Source organism: Enterococcus italicus DSM 15952 (genome assembly GCF_000185365.1).
GTDB lineage: Bacteria > Bacillota > Bacilli > Lactobacillales > Enterococcaceae > Enterococcus_G > Enterococcus_G italicus.
Window position 1 is genome coordinate 1789066 of the sequence record NZ_GL622241.1, and the last position, 17406, is coordinate 1806471.

At 40.5% G+C, this 17406-nt stretch carries 16 protein-coding genes and 1 tRNA gene; 3 read left to right on the plus strand and 14 right to left on the minus strand.

Annotation, left to right across the window (positions count from 1 at the left end; translation table 11 throughout):
* Positions 1 to 98: 98 nt before the first annotated feature.
* The 6 genes from HMPREF9088_RS08365 to HMPREF9088_RS08385 form a co-directional block, all read right to left on the minus strand.
* Positions 99 to 848, minus strand: coding sequence for a cyclase family protein (locus HMPREF9088_RS08365; RefSeq protein ID WP_007208774.1), 750 nt, complete (start codon positions 846 to 848; stop codon positions 99 to 101).
* Between the two features lie 99 nt (positions 849 to 947).
* A complete protein-coding gene (gene abc-f / locus HMPREF9088_RS08370; RefSeq protein WP_007208775.1) occupies positions 948 to 2450 on the minus strand; it encodes a ribosomal protection-like ABC-F family protein in 1503 nt (500 codons plus the stop codon).
* A gap of 515 nt (positions 2451 to 2965) precedes the next feature.
* Positions 2966 to 3038, minus strand: a tRNA-Lys gene (locus HMPREF9088_RS08375).
* Positions 3039 to 3121: 83 nt separating this feature from the next.
* Positions 3122 to 3268 carry a FeoB-associated Cys-rich membrane protein gene (locus tag HMPREF9088_RS11715; protein ID WP_007208776.1) on the minus strand — a complete coding sequence of 49 codons (147 nt, stop codon included), beginning with the start codon at positions 3266 to 3268 and terminating at the stop codon, positions 3122 to 3124.
* 3 nt (positions 3269 to 3271) lie between these two features.
* Positions 3272 to 5428, minus strand: coding sequence for a ferrous iron transport protein B (feoB, locus tag HMPREF9088_RS08380; RefSeq protein WP_007208777.1), 2157 nt, complete (start codon positions 5426 to 5428; stop codon positions 3272 to 3274).
* Positions 5425 to 5895 (minus strand): ferrous iron transport protein A, encoded by a 471-nt coding sequence (locus HMPREF9088_RS08385; protein ID WP_007208778.1) that lies wholly within the window; start codon positions 5893 to 5895, stop codon positions 5425 to 5427. Before HMPREF9088_RS08385 ends, feoB begins: the two co-directional genes overlap by 4 nt.
* A 347-nt stretch (positions 5896 to 6242) precedes the next feature.
* Between HMPREF9088_RS08385 and nrdH the strand changes: the two genes are divergently transcribed.
* From nrdH to nrdF, 3 genes are all read left to right on the plus strand, one after another.
* Complete coding sequence (nrdH, locus tag HMPREF9088_RS08390; protein WP_007208779.1) at positions 6243 to 6470, plus strand: glutaredoxin-like protein NrdH; 228 nt, start codon at positions 6243 to 6245, stop codon at positions 6468 to 6470.
* A 99-nt stretch (positions 6471 to 6569) separates the two neighbouring features.
* A complete protein-coding gene (gene nrdE, locus HMPREF9088_RS08395) occupies positions 6570 to 8729 on the plus strand; it encodes a class 1b ribonucleoside-diphosphate reductase subunit alpha (RefSeq protein ID WP_007208780.1) in 2160 nt (719 codons plus the stop codon).
* A 33-nt stretch (positions 8730 to 8762) separates the two neighbouring features.
* Entirely contained in the window at positions 8763 to 9728 is a 966-nt protein-coding gene (gene nrdF, locus HMPREF9088_RS08400; protein WP_007208781.1) for a class 1b ribonucleoside-diphosphate reductase subunit beta, read from the plus strand.
* A 118-nt stretch (positions 9729 to 9846) separates the two neighbouring features.
* Here the strand turns inward: nrdF and HMPREF9088_RS08405 are convergent, their stop codons facing one another.
* The 8 genes from HMPREF9088_RS08405 to HMPREF9088_RS08440 all read right to left on the minus strand — a co-directional run bounded on the left by HMPREF9088_RS08405 (position 9847) and on the right by HMPREF9088_RS08440 (position 17328).
* On the minus strand, positions 9847 to 10155 hold the full coding sequence (locus HMPREF9088_RS08405; protein ID WP_007208782.1) for a DUF6506 family protein: 309 nt from the start codon (positions 10153 to 10155) through the stop codon (positions 9847 to 9849).
* Positions 10156 to 10228: 73 nt separating this feature from the next.
* The gene (locus tag HMPREF9088_RS08410) at positions 10229 to 10438 is read right to left on the minus strand and encodes a hypothetical protein (protein ID WP_007208783.1); all 210 of its coding nucleotides are present in this window, start codon (positions 10436 to 10438) and stop codon (positions 10229 to 10231) included.
* A complete protein-coding gene (locus HMPREF9088_RS08415; protein ID WP_007208784.1) occupies positions 10435 to 11124 on the minus strand; it encodes an NAD(P)H-dependent oxidoreductase in 690 nt (229 codons plus the stop codon). Before HMPREF9088_RS08415 ends, HMPREF9088_RS08410 begins: the two co-directional genes overlap by 4 nt.
* A gap of 150 nt (positions 11125 to 11274) precedes the next feature.
* Positions 11275 to 12078 carry an alpha/beta hydrolase gene (locus tag HMPREF9088_RS08420; protein ID WP_040366876.1) on the minus strand — a complete coding sequence of 268 codons (804 nt, stop codon included), beginning with the start codon at positions 12076 to 12078 and terminating at the stop codon, positions 11275 to 11277.
* Between the two features lie 79 nt (positions 12079 to 12157).
* Positions 12158 to 13447, minus strand: coding sequence for a DUF2130 domain-containing protein (locus HMPREF9088_RS08425; RefSeq protein WP_007208786.1), 1290 nt, complete (start codon positions 13445 to 13447; stop codon positions 12158 to 12160).
* A 33-nt stretch (positions 13448 to 13480) separates the two neighbouring features.
* A complete protein-coding gene (locus HMPREF9088_RS08430) occupies positions 13481 to 13789 on the minus strand; it encodes a type II restriction endonuclease TdeI (RefSeq protein ID WP_007208787.1) in 309 nt (102 codons plus the stop codon).
* Between the two features lie 9 nt (positions 13790 to 13798).
* Entirely contained in the window at positions 13799 to 14263 is a 465-nt protein-coding gene (locus HMPREF9088_RS08435) for a phospholipase D-like domain-containing protein (RefSeq protein ID WP_007208788.1), read from the minus strand.
* A gap of 11 nt (positions 14264 to 14274) precedes the next feature.
* Positions 14275 to 17328: a type I restriction endonuclease subunit R gene (locus tag HMPREF9088_RS08440; protein ID WP_420889672.1), complete on the minus strand. Its 3054-nt coding sequence runs from the start codon at positions 17326 to 17328 to the stop codon at positions 14275 to 14277.
* Positions 17329 to 17406 lie beyond the last annotated feature (78 nt).

Genomic DNA, 17406 nt, shown 5'->3' on the forward strand with positions numbered 1-17406 from the left:
ACTATTTCATTGTCCTATTGACGGGGTGCACACCATGTCTCATACTTTTGGATTTTCTGGTCTTTGGCGTAGTAGCGAATCCTAGCTCGTCGTGGGTATTATGCTATGCTGTTAGGAACAATCGCAAAGACGCGTGCAGTAAAACCAGTTGCCTCTTTGATTTTCGTCGCTCCGACAAAAATGATTCCACCTGTTGCTGGAAGCTCTGAAAGATTCGTCAAGACTTCCACCTGATAATTATTTTGCGTTAGCCAATACCGCTCTCCCACCAAATCATTATTTTTGCGGTAATCAATAGCGGCATCTGTATCCAATGTCTCATGGCCAATCGCCTTTATCTGACGCTCTTCATGTAAAAACTTTAATGCTTCCAGTGACCAGCCCGGCGTATGCGAGTTGCCATCTTCATCCTGATTGTAAAAATCAGCAGGCTCACCAAATCGCGCAGACCATCCACTCGCAAAGGCAACAAAACTATCCGGTGAAATCTTGCCATGCTTTTGTTCAAATGCAAGGATATCTTCGACCGACAATCGGTAGTCATGGTTTTGCTTGACTTGCTCTTCTTTGTGAATCACATACAATGGAAGCACAAGTTCTTTTAATGACAACTCATCCAAACTTCTGCCTTCCTCCCAAAAATGGACAGGGGCGTCAATATGCGTACCATACTGTGAGGCCAATGTATATTTTTTGGCGTAAAACCCATCCGCCGCTACTGTAAAAAGTGTCTGCTCTTCAATCGGTTTAAACGCTGGAAAATACGGGATTTCTGGATGAACCAAATGGGTCAAATCAATCCACTGTTGCTGCTTCAAAAAAGTCAGTTGTTCCGTTAAGTTACTCATAGTATGCTCCCTCCATTATCAAAAGGTTTAAATTTGACTTAATATAACAGAGCCACGTTACTTTGTCAAAAGCTTTCTAGTACAAATAATTGCAGGATCTTACCCTTTTGCGACGACCAGAGTTTTCGTAGCAATTCGTTCAATGAAACGAGCATCATGCTCAACAAAAATCATTGTCGGCTTTGCCATAAGAATAAGTTCTTCGAGTTGCTTGTGATTAAATACATCTAGATAATTTAAAGGCTCATCCCAAACGAATAAATGTGCTGGTGTAGTCAGTGATTTAGCCAATTCTACTCGTTTTCGTTGCCCCATACTCATGTCTTCGATACGAGTATGAAAAACTGATCTTTCCACTCCTAGTTTTCTTAAATTATTTAAAAACTCTTCATAAACTAAGCCATTCTTTTGCGCAAACTCCGCTAAGGTCCCTCGATTGTCCTCATAATTTTGGCGAACAGTGCTAATTTTCAGCCCATTGGCAACTAACAGTGTACCCCGAGTAATCCCTGAAAATTCACCTATTACAGACTTTAAAATCGAGGACTTACCCGACCCATTTACGCCACAGACAGCTAGCCGTTCCCCTTGATTTACTTGAAAGTCCAATGGTTGAAATAGCGACTGATCATATTCAAGTTGTAGCGCCTCTGCAGTAAGGACTGTCTGATGATGTGAGGTTTGCACATTCATCTTTAACTCATCAACATATTCCTGGTCCTTTAAAAGTGTTTTCTTTTCATTTGCTTGCTTTTGTATACGTTGGACGATGGCTTTTGATCGTTTCATCGCTCGGGCAGCATCGGCGCCAATCGCTCCTTTATTCAGTCCTCTTTTTTCCGTATCCACAAAGCCTCGTTTGCGATTTACCTTGTCTTTTTCTCTGGAATGAGACCATTCTGCTTTTTCAGTCGCCGATTGTTCCAGCCGATTAATTTCTCTTTTTAATTTTTGATTTTTTTCCTGTTCAAACTTATCTCGCCGTTCTTTCTGCTCTTCATAGATGCTATAGTTTCCTTTAGAAAGAACCAATTGACTTTTCTCAATAGATAAAATGTGGTTAACCACTGCATCGACAAATGCTCGATCATGGCTGACTAACATGAATCCTCTCGTCTTATTTTTCAAATAAGTGATTACTTGTTGACGTGCAAGCATATCTAGATGGTTGGTCGGCTCGTCAATCAATGGGTAAGCTTTCTCGTCTACGAATAATCCTGCTAACAGCACTTTCGTTTGTTCTCCTCCAGATAAAGTGTCAAATGGTCGCCATAATACATTCTCAGCAACTTCTAGTAATCGTAATTCTCTCTCAACCTTCCAAGTCTCCCCATCTGAAAGATCTTGCAGGATTTCGAAAGTCATTCTTCGCTTATCAGGCACTGTTTGTGGGAAATAGTAGAGAGTTTGTTGATGACAAATCGTCCCTTGATGAGGCAATTTACCTTCTAAAAGCTTTAGCAGTGTTGTTTTTCCCCTGCCGTTGCGACCAATCAAGCCTAGTTTCCACTCAGTTTGGATTGTTAGCGTTGTTTTATCAAAAATATTTTTTTCTTGGCTACCATAGCCAAAGGTGAGTTTTTTTAATTCAATGGTAGACATTGTTCGCCCTCATTTCTTTGAATACCTGGCTATTTTCAAGATTGATGAGGGCACGCAAAAAAGACCCTCTATTGCAACTAAACCAATCTTGAAAATCTGCACACTTAGTCCTTGTTAGATCCTAAGTCTTTATGCAGCTTCAACAAATTGGATTAGTTAATCAATAGAGGATCCCTCACTTTCTACTGTTAGTAAAACACAACTAGAGACGAAAAACAACTATTCGTCTTTATTTGCGATCATGCTGCTCACCAATTAGTTGTGTCCAAAGAAGAAGGTGCGATTAATCCTCGAGTTGACAAACGTAGAACCTGAATTGACGATTGAACAATTATGTTCCAATTTCAAAAAATAGTCCGTATTACACTTCAAGACCTCAGTAAACCAGAAGGAAATGAAAAGTGGTAATCATACAACCTATCACCTTTTATTTTAAACAAAAAAGAAGCCGCGAGAATCGTTTTCTAAATGCTTTCGCACCAACAATTCTCCGACTTCGTGGGTTTGGCACCCAATGGGACGTGAGGGGTTCGAACCCGCGACCCGCTGATTAAGAGTCAGCTGCTCTACCAACTGAGCTAACGTCCCGTACCAAAAGTACTTTTACATAGTATCACCCGTATCAGAAAAATGCAAGAGACTTTTGGAAGAAAAATAACAAATCTTGTTGTTTACTTTGTTTTACTTAAAGCTTGAGCATCTTTCGCTGGGCAGCTACAATTGCACTGTTCACAATGCTGTGATTTGCCTGTTACTTGTCGATAAACAATGTAGGCTGCTGTCACAAAAATTAAGACTGCTAAAATAATCGTGGCCATTTTTTATCCTTCCTTCATACTTGGTACGACAGTCGTTACTTCGATAATTCGTTCTTTTGGTTTACGGATAATTTGATAGACAAGGAATGCAAGTACAAGCACGCTTAGGGCTGTTTCAAGACCAATTGTTCCCCCTTCAAATAACACATGACCAAATTGATACGTCATAAAGCTGACCAGATACGCCAAGCCGCATTGGTAACCAATTGCCGTCATAGTCCATTTTAACGTCCCCATTTCACGTCTGATTGCACCAATCGCTGCAAAACATGGTGCACATAAGAGATTAAAGACTAAAAATGAATATGCTGCGACAGGTGTAAAGTCGGCATGCAACAATGACCAGACTTCCTTGCCGTTATCTGAGACTGATCCAAGATGACCATATAAGATACCAAATGTTCCAATAACATTCTCTTTGGCTACTAATCCGGTAATCGTCGCGACTGCTCCTTGCCAGACACCCCATCCAAGTGGTTTGAATATAGGAGCAAGCCAGCCACCGAATGTAGCAAGCATGCTTTGTTCACCTGGTACTTCTAGCAAGACAAAGTTAAACTTGAACGTAAACCAAATGAAGATGGTCGAGACAAAGATAATCGTACCGGCTTTTTTAACAAATGATTTGGCACGAAGAAAGGTTTGATTCAAAATACTTCTTAATTGTGGCAAATGATATGCAGGTAGCTCCATGATAAAGGGTGCTGGATCTCCTGAAAAAAGCCGAGTCTTCTTTAAAGCAATCCCAGATAAGACAATTGATGTGATACCAAGGAAGTAAGCAGATGGTGCAACCCAGCTTGCATTTGGAAAGAAGGCGCCAGCGACCAATGCAATAATTGGAAGCTTTGCGGAACATGGCATAAAGGTCGTAATCATGACAGTCAAGCGGCGATCTTTTTCATTTTCAATCGTCCGACTCGCCATGACACCCGGCACCCCACAACCAGTCGCAATCAACATGGGAATGAACGACTTCCCGGAAAGGCCAAACTTACGGAAAATTCGATCCATTACAAAGGCAATCCGTGACATGTATCCACAGTCTTCGAGAATGGCTAAGCATAAAAACAAAACAATCAATTGAGGCAAGAAGCCGAGAACTGCTCCGACGCCTGCGATAATGCCATTAATGATTAAATCTTGCATCCAGCTTGCCACTTGCCATTGGACCAAAGTTTTCTCTACAAAGTCGGGCACAATGGAACCAAAAAGCACATCGTTTACCCAATCCGTCCCAAATCCTCCGATACTTTGAATCGCTAAGTAATACATCCCCCACATAATAAAGGCAAAAATCGGTAACGCTAAGACACGATGGGTCACCACGCGGTCAATATGATCACTCATCTTTAAGAAATGACTTTTTTCATCTACTGTACACAATGCCATCAGCTTCGTAATAAATTCATAGCGTTCATTGACCAGAATTGCATCGCTACTATCTTGAAAAATCTTTTCAGCAATTGCTACAATTTCTTCAATTTCTTTTCGCTGCAAACTACTTAAATCTAGCTCCTCATACGCACGAGTATCTCGTTCAAAAAGCTTGGTGGCGTACCATCTTGTTTGACTTGGACAGACGGTGTTGCCTAATACATCACTAATTTCATCTAAAGCTGCCTCTACGCGGGCATCATAGGACGGGTAATGGACCGTTTCTGGATTGTTTTCAATCATATGTGTCGTTGTCTTCATCAATTCATCGATACCTTGCTTTTTGATTGCACTGATTCCGACGACTGGTACTCCTAATCCATATGCGAGTTTCTCCAAGTTAATCGTGCGGCCATTCTTTTTCATTAGATCCATCATATTCACTGCCACCATGACTGGACTGCCGGTCTCCATGAGCTGCGTGGTCAAATACAAATTCCGCTCCAGATTGGTACCGTCTACGATATTGACAATGGCAGTCGGTCGACCTTGAAGAAGATAGTCTCTAGCGACAATTTCTTCCGGTGTGTATGGCGCAAGTGAGTAGATACCTGGAAGATCTTGAATTAGGATTTGTTTGTTCTTACGATAAGTTCCCGATTTTCGTTCCACAGTAACACCTGGCCAGTTACCGACGGATTGTGTCGCGCCGGTTAGCAAATTAAACACGCTCGTTTTGCCACTATTGGGGTTACCAGTCAGTGCAAGTTGCCATTGATTCATGCTTCGTCCACCCTTTCCATCAAAATATGTGCTGCTTCTTCTTTGCGAAGCGTCAATGCGTAGCCACGTAGCTTCACTTCGATCGGGTCACCAAGCGGAGCTAATTTTTGAACGGTAATGGTCACATTTTTTGTGACCCCCATATCCATCAACCGACGACGGACCGCTCCTTGACCGTACAAGTTGACGACTTTGCCTGTTTCACCGACTGTAAGCTGATCTAGAGATAGCCATTCATTGTGACTTGTGACTTCACCCACTTCTATTTTTTGGAGCAAAGCGACTTCCAAAGCAACACGGGTCTTTTGAACAGATACAATGGCACTTTTGGCATCACGCTGAACAACGGTCACGCGATTGCCTTTTGTTAAACCTAATCGTTGCAAATGAAAGCGTACAGAATCTTCTATTGTTATATTATTCACTTGATAAATCACGCCAATTTCACACTTATCTAATGTTGTCATTGTCTAAAAAAACTCCTACTATCCTTTTTTAGATTAGTGATAACCTATCACTCTATTTGCAATTGAGAATCATTATCATCAATGTATACCTATTTTTAAAGACTGTCAATTTTATCTTTATAACTTTTTCTTCACAAGAAAAAATTCTTTGACTAATTCTTACTAATTTAAGTTTCCCGTTGGTGTTGTCTTATCAAGTTTTCTTTTATTATTTTCATGAATAAACACAACAATTAGTGTCATATTGAATTCACAAACACAATATATAGTATATTTATATTGACATTTTCAGCTTGCTACATTAGTATTTTCTCATAAGCAAGTTTCATGTACTGGAGGAATATACTATGAACGTAAAATTATTTTCAAAGAACAACTGCATGCAATGCAAAATGGCAAAACGCTTTTTAACAGAAAATGACGTCACTTTTGAAGAAATTAATATCGATGATCAACCTGAATATATTGACTACTTAAAAGAACATGGCTTCCAAAGTGTGCCTGTGGTTTTATCTGATGCTACTGCGGCTATTATCGGCTTCCGCCCAGATCAATTACGCCAATTAGCAAGTTAATTCACAGATTAAAAAAAGCAATGATGTGAGTTGGATTTGACGGTCCCTTGACGCAAATCCTTCTTTTTTATTTCAAGAAAAAGAAAAGGTTGTGTTTTCATGAGTTTAAAAGCATTAGGTGACGTTACCTATTTTAAGTTAAATAACGAAATCAATCGTCCTGTTAATGGACAAATCCCTCTACAAAAGGATCAAGAAGCGCTCGCAGCCTTCTTAAAAGAAAATGTCGCACCAAATACGAAGACATTTGCATCCATTCACGACAAAATAGCCTATTTAGTAGAAGAAGAGTACCTTGAAGAAGAATTTTTAAACAAATACCAGCCAGAATTTATCGAGCAGCTGTATGCTTTCCTAGCAGAACAATCATTTGTCTTCCATTCATTTATGGCTGCGTACAAGTTTTACTCTCAATATGCCCTAAAGACCAACAATGGGGAAGAATACTTAGAGTCGTATGAGGATCGCGTCGCATTTAATGCACTTTATTTTGCTAATGGAGATGAAGAGTTGGCGTTAGCTTTAGCAGATGAAATGATTCATCAACGCTACCAACCAGCAACACCAAGTTTCTTAAATGCTGGTCGTAAACGTCGTGGGGAATTGGTGTCTTGTTTTTTAATTCAGCTAACAGATGATATGAATTCCATTGGTCGTGGCATTAACTCGGCACTGCAATTGTCTCGGATTGGCGGCGGTGTCGGGATTACGTTGTCTAACTTACGTGAAGCTGGTTCACCTATCAAGGGTTATGAAGGTGCTGCAAGTGGCGTGATGCCTGTCATGAAATTATTCGAAGACAGCTTCAGTTACTCTAATCAACTTGGCCAACGTCAAGGCGCTGGTGTCGTATATTTGAATGTCTTCCATCCAGATATTATGACCTTTTTGTCAGCGAAAAAAGAAAATGCTGACGAAAAAATTCGAGTAAAGACCTTGTCACTTGGTGTGCTAGTACCAGATAAATTTTATGAACTGACCCGTAAAAATGAAGAAATGTATCTGTTTAGTCCATACAGCGTCGAACGTGAATATGGCGTGCCTTTCTCATATATTGATATTACTGAAAAATACGATGAGTTAGTCACAAATCCACGCATTCGTAAAACAAAAATAAAAGCCCGTGATTTAGAAAATGAATTATCAAAATTACAACAAGAATCCGGCTATCCTTATATTATTAATATCGATACAGCGAACCGTGCCAATCCTGTAAACGGCAAAATTATTATGAGTAATCTTTGTTCTGAAATTTTACAAGTACAAGAGCCTTCATTAATCAACGCCAAGCAAGAGTATGACGTCTTAGGTACCGACATTAGCTGTAACTTAGGCTCTACGAATATTGTCAACTTAATGAGTAGCCCTGACTTTGGTAAATCAGTACGAACAATGACGCGCGCGCTGACTTTCGTGACGGATGCATCAGATATTGATGTAGTACCATCCATTCAAAATGGGAACCATTTAAACCATACGATTGGACTAGGAGCGATGGGCTTGCATACTTATTTTGCGAAAAATCAAATGGAGTATGGTTCACCTGAATCGATCGAATTTACAGACATTTATTTCACATTGTTGAATTACTGGACTTTGGTGGAAAGCAATACTATCGCAAAAGAACGTCAACTGGTCTTCCATAATTTTGAAAAATCAAGCTATGCAGACGGCAGTTATTTTGATAAGTATATTCAAGGAAACCATCAGCCAAAATCAGCGAAGGTCAAAGAATTATTTGCCGGCGTCTTCATCCCGACAAGTGACGACTGGCAAGTATTAGCTGACAACGTGAAACGTGATGGCTTATACCATCAAAATCGCTTAGCTGTAGCACCGAATGGCTCAATCTCTTATATTAATGACACGAGCGCTAGTCTACATCCTATCACGCGTTTGATTGAAGAACGCCAAGAAAAGAAAATCGGAAAAATCTACTACCCTGCCGCTTATTTATCAAATGAGACGATTGGCTACTATAAATCAGCATATGATATGGATATGCGCAAAGTCATCGACGTCTATGCGACTGCCCAACAGCACATCGACCAAGGAATGAGTATGACACTCTTCTTGCGTTCGGATATGCCTGAAGGACTGTATGAATGGAAAACGACGACCAAGCAAACGACTCGCGACTTAAACATCTTGCGCCATTATGCGTTTCATAAAGGAATCAAGTCCATCTACTATGTTCGGACATTTACAGATGATGCAGAAGAAATCGGAAGCAACCAATGCGAAAGCTGCGTAATCTAAGCAACACATCTAATTGAACAAGGAGTGAATAAGATGGCAAATACCTACTATGAAGCAATTAACTGGAACGAAATTGAAGACGTCATTGATAAATCAACATGGGAAAAACTAACCGAACAATTTTGGTTGGATACCCGGATTCCTTTGTCCAATGACTTAGACGACTGGCGCAAACTCAGTGAACCTGAGAAGCAACTAGTCGGTCATGTCTTTGGTGGGTTGACGTTACTAGATACGTTACAATCAGAGAGCGGCATCGATCAATTACGTAAAGATGCGCGGACACCGCACGAAGAAGCTGTATTAAATAATATTCAGTTTATGGAATCGGTCCATGCGAAAAGTTACTCTTCTATTTTTAGTACACTAAATACCAAAAAAGAAATCGAAGAAATCTTTGAATGGACCAATACCAACCCATACTTGCAGGCCAAAGCCGAAAAAATCAATGAAATCTACAAGCACGGTACACCGCTCCAAAAGAAAATCGCCAGTGTCTTTTTAGAAACATTTTTGTTTTATTCTGGTTTTTATACACCTCTCTACTATCTAGGAAATAACAAACTAGCGAATGTCGCCGAAATTATTAAGCTCATCATCCGTGATGAGTCTGTCCATGGAACGTATATCGGCTACAAGTTCCAGCTAGGCTTTCAAGCACTTCCTGAAGCAGAACAAGCCGAACTCAAGGACTGGATGTACGGCCTGTTGTTTGAACTTTATGAAAATGAAGAAAACTATACAGACGAACTTTACGGAGAAATTGGCTGGGCGGAAGAAGTGAAAACTTTCCTACGCTACAATGCCAACAAAGCATTAATGAATATGGGTCAAGACCCTCTCTTCCCTGACAGTGCCAATGATGTCAACCCAATCGTGATGAACGGCATCTCTACAGGTACAAGTAACCATGACTTCTTCTCACAAGTCGGTAATGGCTACCTGCTAGGATCTGTAGAAGCAATGAAGGATGAAGATTACCTTATCGGCTTGGAATAAAAGAGCGTGTGATTATAATTGCTACGACAAAAAGACCATAAACACCAAAAGTTTGAGAAAGAACTTATGGTGTTTATGGTCTTTTTGCTGATAGCTGAATAACTCTGTCTCAGACTTTTTAGTTTCCAAACAAGTCATCGCCACTTTGATTTCCTAGGCCTGGATGGGTATCAAAGCGGACAACGCCGACTGCAGTCTCCTTAGAGAGTGCACGCTTGATCATCGCAGTCCCTTCCACACCGAAGCCACCACACAACTCGATTGCGCGAATGCCTTCTTTCTCTAGTCCGATGGCAGCTTTTACTGCGTCTTCATAATTTTTGACACCAACTGTCGTCAAGTTCACTTCAACTGTCTGAATCGTAGAGCGATCCTTCTCATAGTCTGCTTCCGGAGCTAAAAAAATAAATGCTGCTTCTAATGCCATGGTTCCTCCTCCTTTTAAAGAAAGCGTATTCAAGATACATCTTTAGTGTAGCACATTTTTAACATCACCACTACTAGTTATTAGTACGATCTTCATCTGCCCATTGACTCGGTGACCACAGTTCACCATCTAGTTGCCCTTGTGCTTGCTGCAAGCGCACTTGCTGTTCTGCTAACAACGCTTTTGCCGCCACCAACAAGGCCTTTTGCTTATAGTCTTTGCTTTCAGATGCTAATGCGAGCAATTGACTTTCAAGCCACTCTTCTTTTGCCAAATGACTCACATCCCTTCCAAATATAAATGTAGTTCGTCCAGCTCCAGCCGTGCTTGGCTGATTTGTTCGATTGCTGCTTGAATGATAAACTCCGAACCCTCTGGCAACGTGGTAAGACTCGTCGCTGCTAGAGCCTGCATCAGCCATTCTTCACGCTCCTTCAGCGAATCAATATCCGCTAAAACAAGGTACTGCTGATAACGAATCAATAATTGCTGCTTAGCTGCCTCATCCATATACTGAAACTGAAATATCCCTAAAGGCTTCAAAAACTGCATACCCACTTTATTTGCCATCGCTTGAAAAGGGAGTGTTAAGCTACTAAATGAATAACCCTCGCGACCGCCCGCCTGATACTCCGACTCACGATTGCCAATGACGACGACTAAACCAAACGACTTACCCGCTAAAGCCTTACCGTAACTGCCAAAAGCAAATGATTCCGTCAGTACCTCATCTTGCCATTGCTTAAGCATCGCTGGTGAAGAGTACCAATAAAAGGGAAATTGAAAAATAATTCGATCATGCTCACGCAATAGCCTCTGTTCCGCGCGGATATCGATTACTCCATCTGGGTAGCACGCTTCAAGATGATGAAAGGTAACATCATTGGTTGTCGGTAAGGACTCCTTTAAAAATTGTTGACTACCCGACCCCTGAATATCTGGGTGCGACACGATCACTAATGTCCGCATAGGTTTGCTCCTCTCAAATCTGATTCATCACTTGATTATACCTGATTCACTCTAAATCTGCACGATTGACAAAAAGGAGTGCGACAAAAAAAATCGTCACACTCCCTTAACTATGTGATAGCTAATTGCTTTCTTCACAGCATCAGTTTGCTAATTATTCCCCATCAGCCATTTTAAAGACGGCTCAAGGTACTCATTCCAAAACTCCCAGTCATGAATCCCAGGACTTTCAAGATACGTTACTGGAATCTCTTTACTTTCTAAAAAGCGCGCAAACGTCCGATTTTGCTCAATGAGAAAGTCTTCCGTACCACAGGCGACATAGAGTTCAGGCAAAGTGCCATCCTCTGCTTGAATTTTCTCAAGCTGACGCTCTGGATTGTATAGACTAGCGGCTACTTGATCAAGATCTCCAAACTTTTCAGCGTAATACGCATAGTCAGCGATAGCGTCTTGATGCGACGAAGGAATGCCTTGAATATCATGAATAATCAGTGCCGAGGACAATGCAAAAATTTTGCCAAATGTATCAGGAAACGCTAGACCCACATGTAAAGCCCCATAACCGCCCATCGATAGACCTCCGATAAAAGTATCTTCGCGCTTATGCGATAGCCCAAACATACGACGGGTATAGTCGACAAGCTCTTGTCCGACAAAGCGACAATACTCATTTCCCGCACCTGGTCGGTCTACATAGAAGCTGTTTTCGCCATCTGGGAAGACGACAGCTAAATTATATTGTATTGAAAGCTCTGTGATTCGACTATTTAAAAGCCATGTATGATGATTGCGACCATAACCATGTAGCAAATACAAAGTCTTCATCTCACGACTATATGCCTTCGCATACTGTTTCTTTTGTTCAGCGGTGACATCATTAGGGATACACACCGAAAAACTCGTCTCTCTTTTCAATGCATCAGAATAAAAATCAAATTCCGCAACTGCCATTCCATCCACTCCATTCTTATCCATCATCATTTTATCAATAACAAAAACAATTGAATTTTACTTAAGCTAAAGAGTAAACCTACTCGGACAATGAATCAAATTTTTCTTTCATTGTTGGGTTATTTTTGACCAATTTTTTGACTGTTAGGTCATCGGCTTTTTTATTGGCTAACCGTAAATTATTTTCTGATGATAACAACGCCTCTTTGGTTTTTTGCAAATGGGTAATCGTCTTGTCAATTTCATCAATCGCCGTGCTAAACTTCCGACTTGCTAGCTCATAATTCCGGGCAAAGCCTTCTTTAAATGTGTTTAAATCTTCTTCAAAATTAGTAATATCAATATTTTGTTCGCGCATGAGTGCGACTTCTTGCTTATATTGCAATGAATTCATCGCCGCATTTCTTAATAACGTAATCATCGGAATAAAGAATTGCGGACGGATGACATACATCTTGTCATATGCATAAGATACATCGACGATTCCCGTATTGTACAACTCATTATCTGCCTCTAAGAGCGTCACCAAAATAGCATACTCGCAATGTTTTTCCGTACGATCTTTGTCTAGTTCCTTAAAGAAATGCTCATTTTTTTTCTTCGTCGCTGTCTCATCGCCTTCATTTTTCATCTCAAACATAATCGAGATAATCTCCGTACCATGCTCATCGTACTCACGATAGATATAATCACCCTTGCTTCCCGTCCGTGCATCATTGTCCTTGCCAAACTCAGCACGAGGAAAGGCGGCACTGCGCAAGCGGTTGAACTCAATCTCACAATGCTGCTCCAAGCTTTCACCGATCATTTTCGTCGATTGCTTTGCCTTAAAATCTTTATAAAAGGCGATAGTGTCATCTTTTTGCTTTAATTCATTCTCATACTGTTGCTTTAGTGATTGTTTCTCTAACGCGTCTTCTTTTTCTTTGAGCTGCAACTGATTTTTCAAGTCAGCGATCAGCTTTTCATTATCTGCATTGGCTTGAATTAATGACAATTTATTTTGATTTTCTAGCTCTTTCATTTTGGCTTGCAGCTCGGCTAGTTCCCGCTCTTTGGCAGAAATTTCAGTGATGCGTTGCGTGTCGCTGTCGCGCTTAACAAGCTCTTTCTCTGTTTCAAACTGACTGATTTGATGCTGTAAGTCACTAATCTCCGTCTCTTTTTGCGCCAATTGATTGGCCAATTGATTCGCTGCCTTTTCCTGAACTAAAGCAAGTTCACTTTGATGTTGGTGCGCGATTTGCTCCAATTTTTCGTGAATCTCGGCAGAAAATTCTTTATTACGGACTTGGCTCACAATTTCCGCATAGCTTGCCTCATCAATTGTAAATTCCTTGCCACAGCTTGGGCATTTCACTTGGTTCATAACGGTACCTCCTTGAGTGGGTGTTCCTACATTTTACACTAGTTGATAGCTTTTTCGATAGCTTCCTTCACCGATAAACTCGATAAGCCCCATATCCCTTAAATGCTGTAAGACTTGTCGAATTTTCGCTTCTATGTGATTGTTCTCCGGATATGCTAGCTGTAGACGGTCCTTATATCGGTAGACTTCCGACAGTTGAAATTCGGTTGCTTGTAATTTTACCACTTCAAAGAGATCTTTTTTCCAGCCTTTTAATTGATTCGTGATTGTCTCTTCTGTCAGACTCGTATAGGTAGCAGCATGCTCTGTTATTTCGTTTTGATGAAAAGCTTGCTTTAACACTTGTTGTAATCATACTAATTCATTTACTTTGGTTCTAGTTAATTTATCTGTTAGCGAATCTTGATACAAGCAATCCAGCTCGTTGCTCACTTGTTGTACTAGCTGAGTATTATCGAATAAAATGCCATACTCTAAGTTATTGCGTAATCCCCCATTTGTTAGATTCGCAGATGTTATGATGCCCATCTGTCGATCGAAAAGATAGATTTTCGCATGTAACGAAGCATGTCCGTATACGTGACCGTTCGCCGCTAACCAAGATGTCAATGCTTCTGAATCAAGTGAATCTGATAAAAGATTTCTTAATGAAGGATTCGTAATTAAGGAGATACTCGTAGTCGTCTTCTTACGGGAAAGTAGTTTTGTCGTCACTTCTTTTTTGACATAGGGGGACATACATTCAATAGAGTGACTGGCCTCAGCCGCTAACTCCATCATTACTTTTTCATGATTGTCTTTTAATAATTCATACATATGAACCCACCTTATCGCTTTCTAAACGGTAGAATTTCCTCTTTCACTAAGTCGTTTAAATCTTCAATCATTGCTCGTCCATATTTAAGCTTAGATACAGGTTGCTCTGCATGCTCACGGTACATTTGATAATCACCTGTTTTCTTCAACTCATTTTCACCTGGTTGTTTGTCATTTTTTTCATTGAAATTCGAAACAACATAGGCGACCTCATCTTCATCCACATGCCAAAACTGAGCAAATTGCTTCACCATTTGGGATTCTTGCTGAAGAATTAAATCTTCTAACATGTTCGAAACATCTTGATCTCGATACGCCTCTGGATCAGACAAAATATTCGTCCATATTTGTTGTAGTACATCAGCTAGTTTAGGATTATTTCGACTCAGCGTCGCGATATAGTTGTCGACTTCGGCCGCTGCCTTTTGATCTTCGCGTGGAATAAGCTCATAAGCATCATCACCAGAAGGAACGAAGGCTTGTATCAACATCAATATATATTCATAATTGATTTCCTCAGTCTTCACTGATTCTAATTCATATGAAATATCAATCTCTGTCTTGCCACCTTCTTCTGGATCTTTAGTCAATATCTCTAGCGCATTTTCGTATTTCCCACGATACGCTTCATACTCTTCAGAATGAAAAGGAAAATCAGCCCCCATCATCTGATCATCAAATTCAGAGTACACTTGCACTGCTGCATAGGATTTATCAAACTGCTGAAACGCCTTGATAAATTTCTTCAGTTCAGCAGGATTCATACTATCTAGATCTATCTCTTCCGGTCGTGTGACCACTTCTTTCAAGTCAAAAATTGCTTGATGGAAAAGTTCTTTCGATTCCTCCCAACTCGGTGCCAGTACGTCATTTTGTCCCCCATTTGAATAGAGAATGAGCGCCTCTTTTACTCGCTGTTCAAATGTCTTTGGTACCTGGAAAGTGACTATCTGCCCATATTTTTTCTGCTTATCAAATAGTCGGTTCGTTCTCGAGAACGCTTGGATTAAGTCATGTGGCTTCATCGGTTGACGATCAATAAATAGAGTAGACAGACAAGGTGCATCAAAGCCCGTCAATAAACGATCGACCACGATAACCAAATCAAGTTGCTCTGAGCGCACTAAGTAATTCTCACGCTTTCGTGCCAAACGATCATTTATATTTCGATTGTATCCGCGCATCGTTTCTATCGTGTAACTCGTACCAAACATTTGATTGTAATAGGCAATTGCCTTTTTCATTTCGTTTTGATTAGAAACCGATGCCTCTTCATTTTCAGAAATGGAATAAGTAATAGCCACTTTCGGAAAATCAGGCAATACCCGCTTGACTTGCTCCTCTATCTCAAACGGACTCTCGCCATCTCTCACTGCACAGAACATCCGAAAATATCTTTGGGCTTGTGTGATTGAACTCGTTGTCAAAAGAGCATTGTACGTTTGACCCGATCCCTTTGCAAATCCTAGCTTGTTTTTTGACTTATTGACAATAGAGCGTACCACTTCCCACATATGCTCGTCAGCTTCATAGATTGATTTTGGCAAACGTGCTTCCTTATCAGGAATCGACCAATCAGTAATCTCTAATTCATCCTTTTGCTCAACTTGTGCCACAAGTCGGTCAAGATCATCTTGCGAGAAAGTAGACTTATACTCCACCTGAAATCCGAGCACTGCTTTGTCATGTATGGCTTCTTTTACTGTATACTCATGCAGACAATCCCCATACTGCTGAGCCGTCGTCCGTGGCAAATCCCCTAGCGCTATTTTGGCATTTTCTTTAAAAATAGGTGTACCTGTAAAGCCATACCACAAAGAATAAATAAAAAACTCTTCTATTTCACGCTTTTTCACCGGGCTTACCGCACGATGGCATTCGTCAATGACAAACGCCACTTTTAAATTCACCAATTTTTCGTAACGTTTGCTTTCCTGCTGATGAGCAAATCGCTTCATGACATGATTCAATTTTTGAATCGTGGTCACGATGACCGTCCGATCATCTGACAGTAATTTCTTTATCAGATCATTCACATTCTCCGTCTCGTCAATCTCAATCACATCATTCTCTGCATAAGAAGAAAACGAACTTGTCGTCTGCTGATCAAGATCCACTCTGTCCACAATAAAAATCGTCTTTTGCAACGACGGAATCTGCAGTAAATTTCGTGCTACCTTATACGATGTCAACGTCTTCCCCGACCCTGTCGTATGCCAGACAAACCCAGACTGTTGCCTCTTAGATGCTTCCTTTACCTTTTCAATAGCATGAATTTGGTACGGTCGCAATAAAATCAATGAATTTTTATTATTATCAAGAACTGTATATTGTGTCACCATTTTGTGAGCCATCGGTATTGACAAGACCTCACGTGCAAACTCCAAATAATCCGTTACCGGCCTATTATCCGGGTCTACCCATTTGGTTAGAAACTGTTCGTTCAGTTTGGTATCTTTTGCTGATGCGATGTAACGTGTATCTGACCCATTAGATACGACAAACATCTGGACAGTCGAGTAGATGCCATTAAACTTTCCTTCACGAACGTATTTTTTTATTTGTCGAAAGGCATCCATAAACGGATGAGACCGATTTTTTAATTCGATGTGAATCATTGGCAGACCATTAATCAGTAAAGTGACATCAAAACGACGATCCACATCTTCAACGAGACGCTTTGGAGAAACATACTGGTTAATCACTTCATACGAAGAAATTCCGCCAGCAATATCTTGGCGATTGATTACTCGTAGACGAATCGTCCCTTGCTTCACGTCTTCTCGTTGTACTTCCACTTTTGCTATTCCATTCTCACCGACTAACCACTCAGCCGCCTTATAAAAACTTCCGAATGTCAGTCGATTTTTAATCTGGCGAAACTCTTGATGCGTCAATGGAGTCTCACCTAGAATATCTCGATTATTTTGTTCTAATTTATTTTTAAAGTTCTGCCATAATTCATCTTCCGTATGCAAGTCATCACGATACACCCATTGAGACTGCCCAGAAATGAGCTGTTGAATCAGTGTATTCTCCATCACTTGCTCTGCTGTCATACCCACCATATATTCACCCGCTTTTGTTATTTTATCCCCGTATTAATTTTTATCTTTTTCATTTAAAACTTATATATATACATA

What these genes read in the sequence shown, in the direction of transcription:
- HMPREF9088_RS08365 (WP_007208774.1), bottom strand. Translation starts at nt 848, where the DNA reads ATGAGTAACTTAACGGAACAACTGACTTTTTTGAAGCAGCAACAGTGG.
- HMPREF9088_RS08385 (WP_007208778.1), bottom strand. Translation starts at nt 5,895, where the DNA reads ATGACAACATTAGATAAGTGTGAAATTGGCGTGATTTATCAAGTGAAT.
- HMPREF9088_RS08415 (WP_007208784.1), bottom strand. Translation starts at nt 11,124, where the DNA reads ATGCGGACATTAGTGATCGTGTCGCACCCAGATATTCAGGGGTCGGGT.
- HMPREF9088_RS08435 (WP_007208788.1), bottom strand. Translation starts at nt 14,263, where the DNA reads ATGTATGAATTATTAAAAGACAATCATGAAAAAGTAATGATGGAGTTA.
- nrdH (WP_007208779.1), top strand. Translation starts at nt 6,243, where the DNA reads ATGAACGTAAAATTATTTTCAAAGAACAACTGCATGCAATGCAAAATG.
- HMPREF9088_RS08420 (WP_040366876.1), bottom strand. Translation starts at nt 12,078, where the DNA reads ATGGCAGTTGCGGAATTTGATTTTTATTCTGATGCATTGAAAAGAGAG.
- nrdF (WP_007208781.1), top strand. Translation starts at nt 8,763, where the DNA reads ATGGCAAATACCTACTATGAAGCAATTAACTGGAACGAAATTGAAGAC.
- HMPREF9088_RS08425 (WP_007208786.1), bottom strand. Translation starts at nt 13,447, where the DNA reads ATGAACCAAGTGAAATGCCCAAGCTGTGGCAAGGAATTTACAATTGAT.
- abc-f (WP_007208775.1), bottom strand. Translation starts at nt 2,450, where the DNA reads ATGTCTACCATTGAATTAAAAAAACTCACCTTTGGCTATGGTAGCCAA.
- HMPREF9088_RS08405 (WP_007208782.1), bottom strand. Translation starts at nt 10,155, where the DNA reads ATGGCATTAGAAGCAGCATTTATTTTTTTAGCTCCGGAAGCAGACTAT.
- feoB (WP_007208777.1), bottom strand. Translation starts at nt 5,428, where the DNA reads ATGAATCAATGGCAACTTGCACTGACTGGTAACCCCAATAGTGGCAAA.
- HMPREF9088_RS11715 (WP_007208776.1), bottom strand. Translation starts at nt 3,268, where the DNA reads ATGGCCACGATTATTTTAGCAGTCTTAATTTTTGTGACAGCAGCCTAC.
- nrdE (WP_007208780.1), top strand. Translation starts at nt 6,570, where the DNA reads ATGAGTTTAAAAGCATTAGGTGACGTTACCTATTTTAAGTTAAATAAC.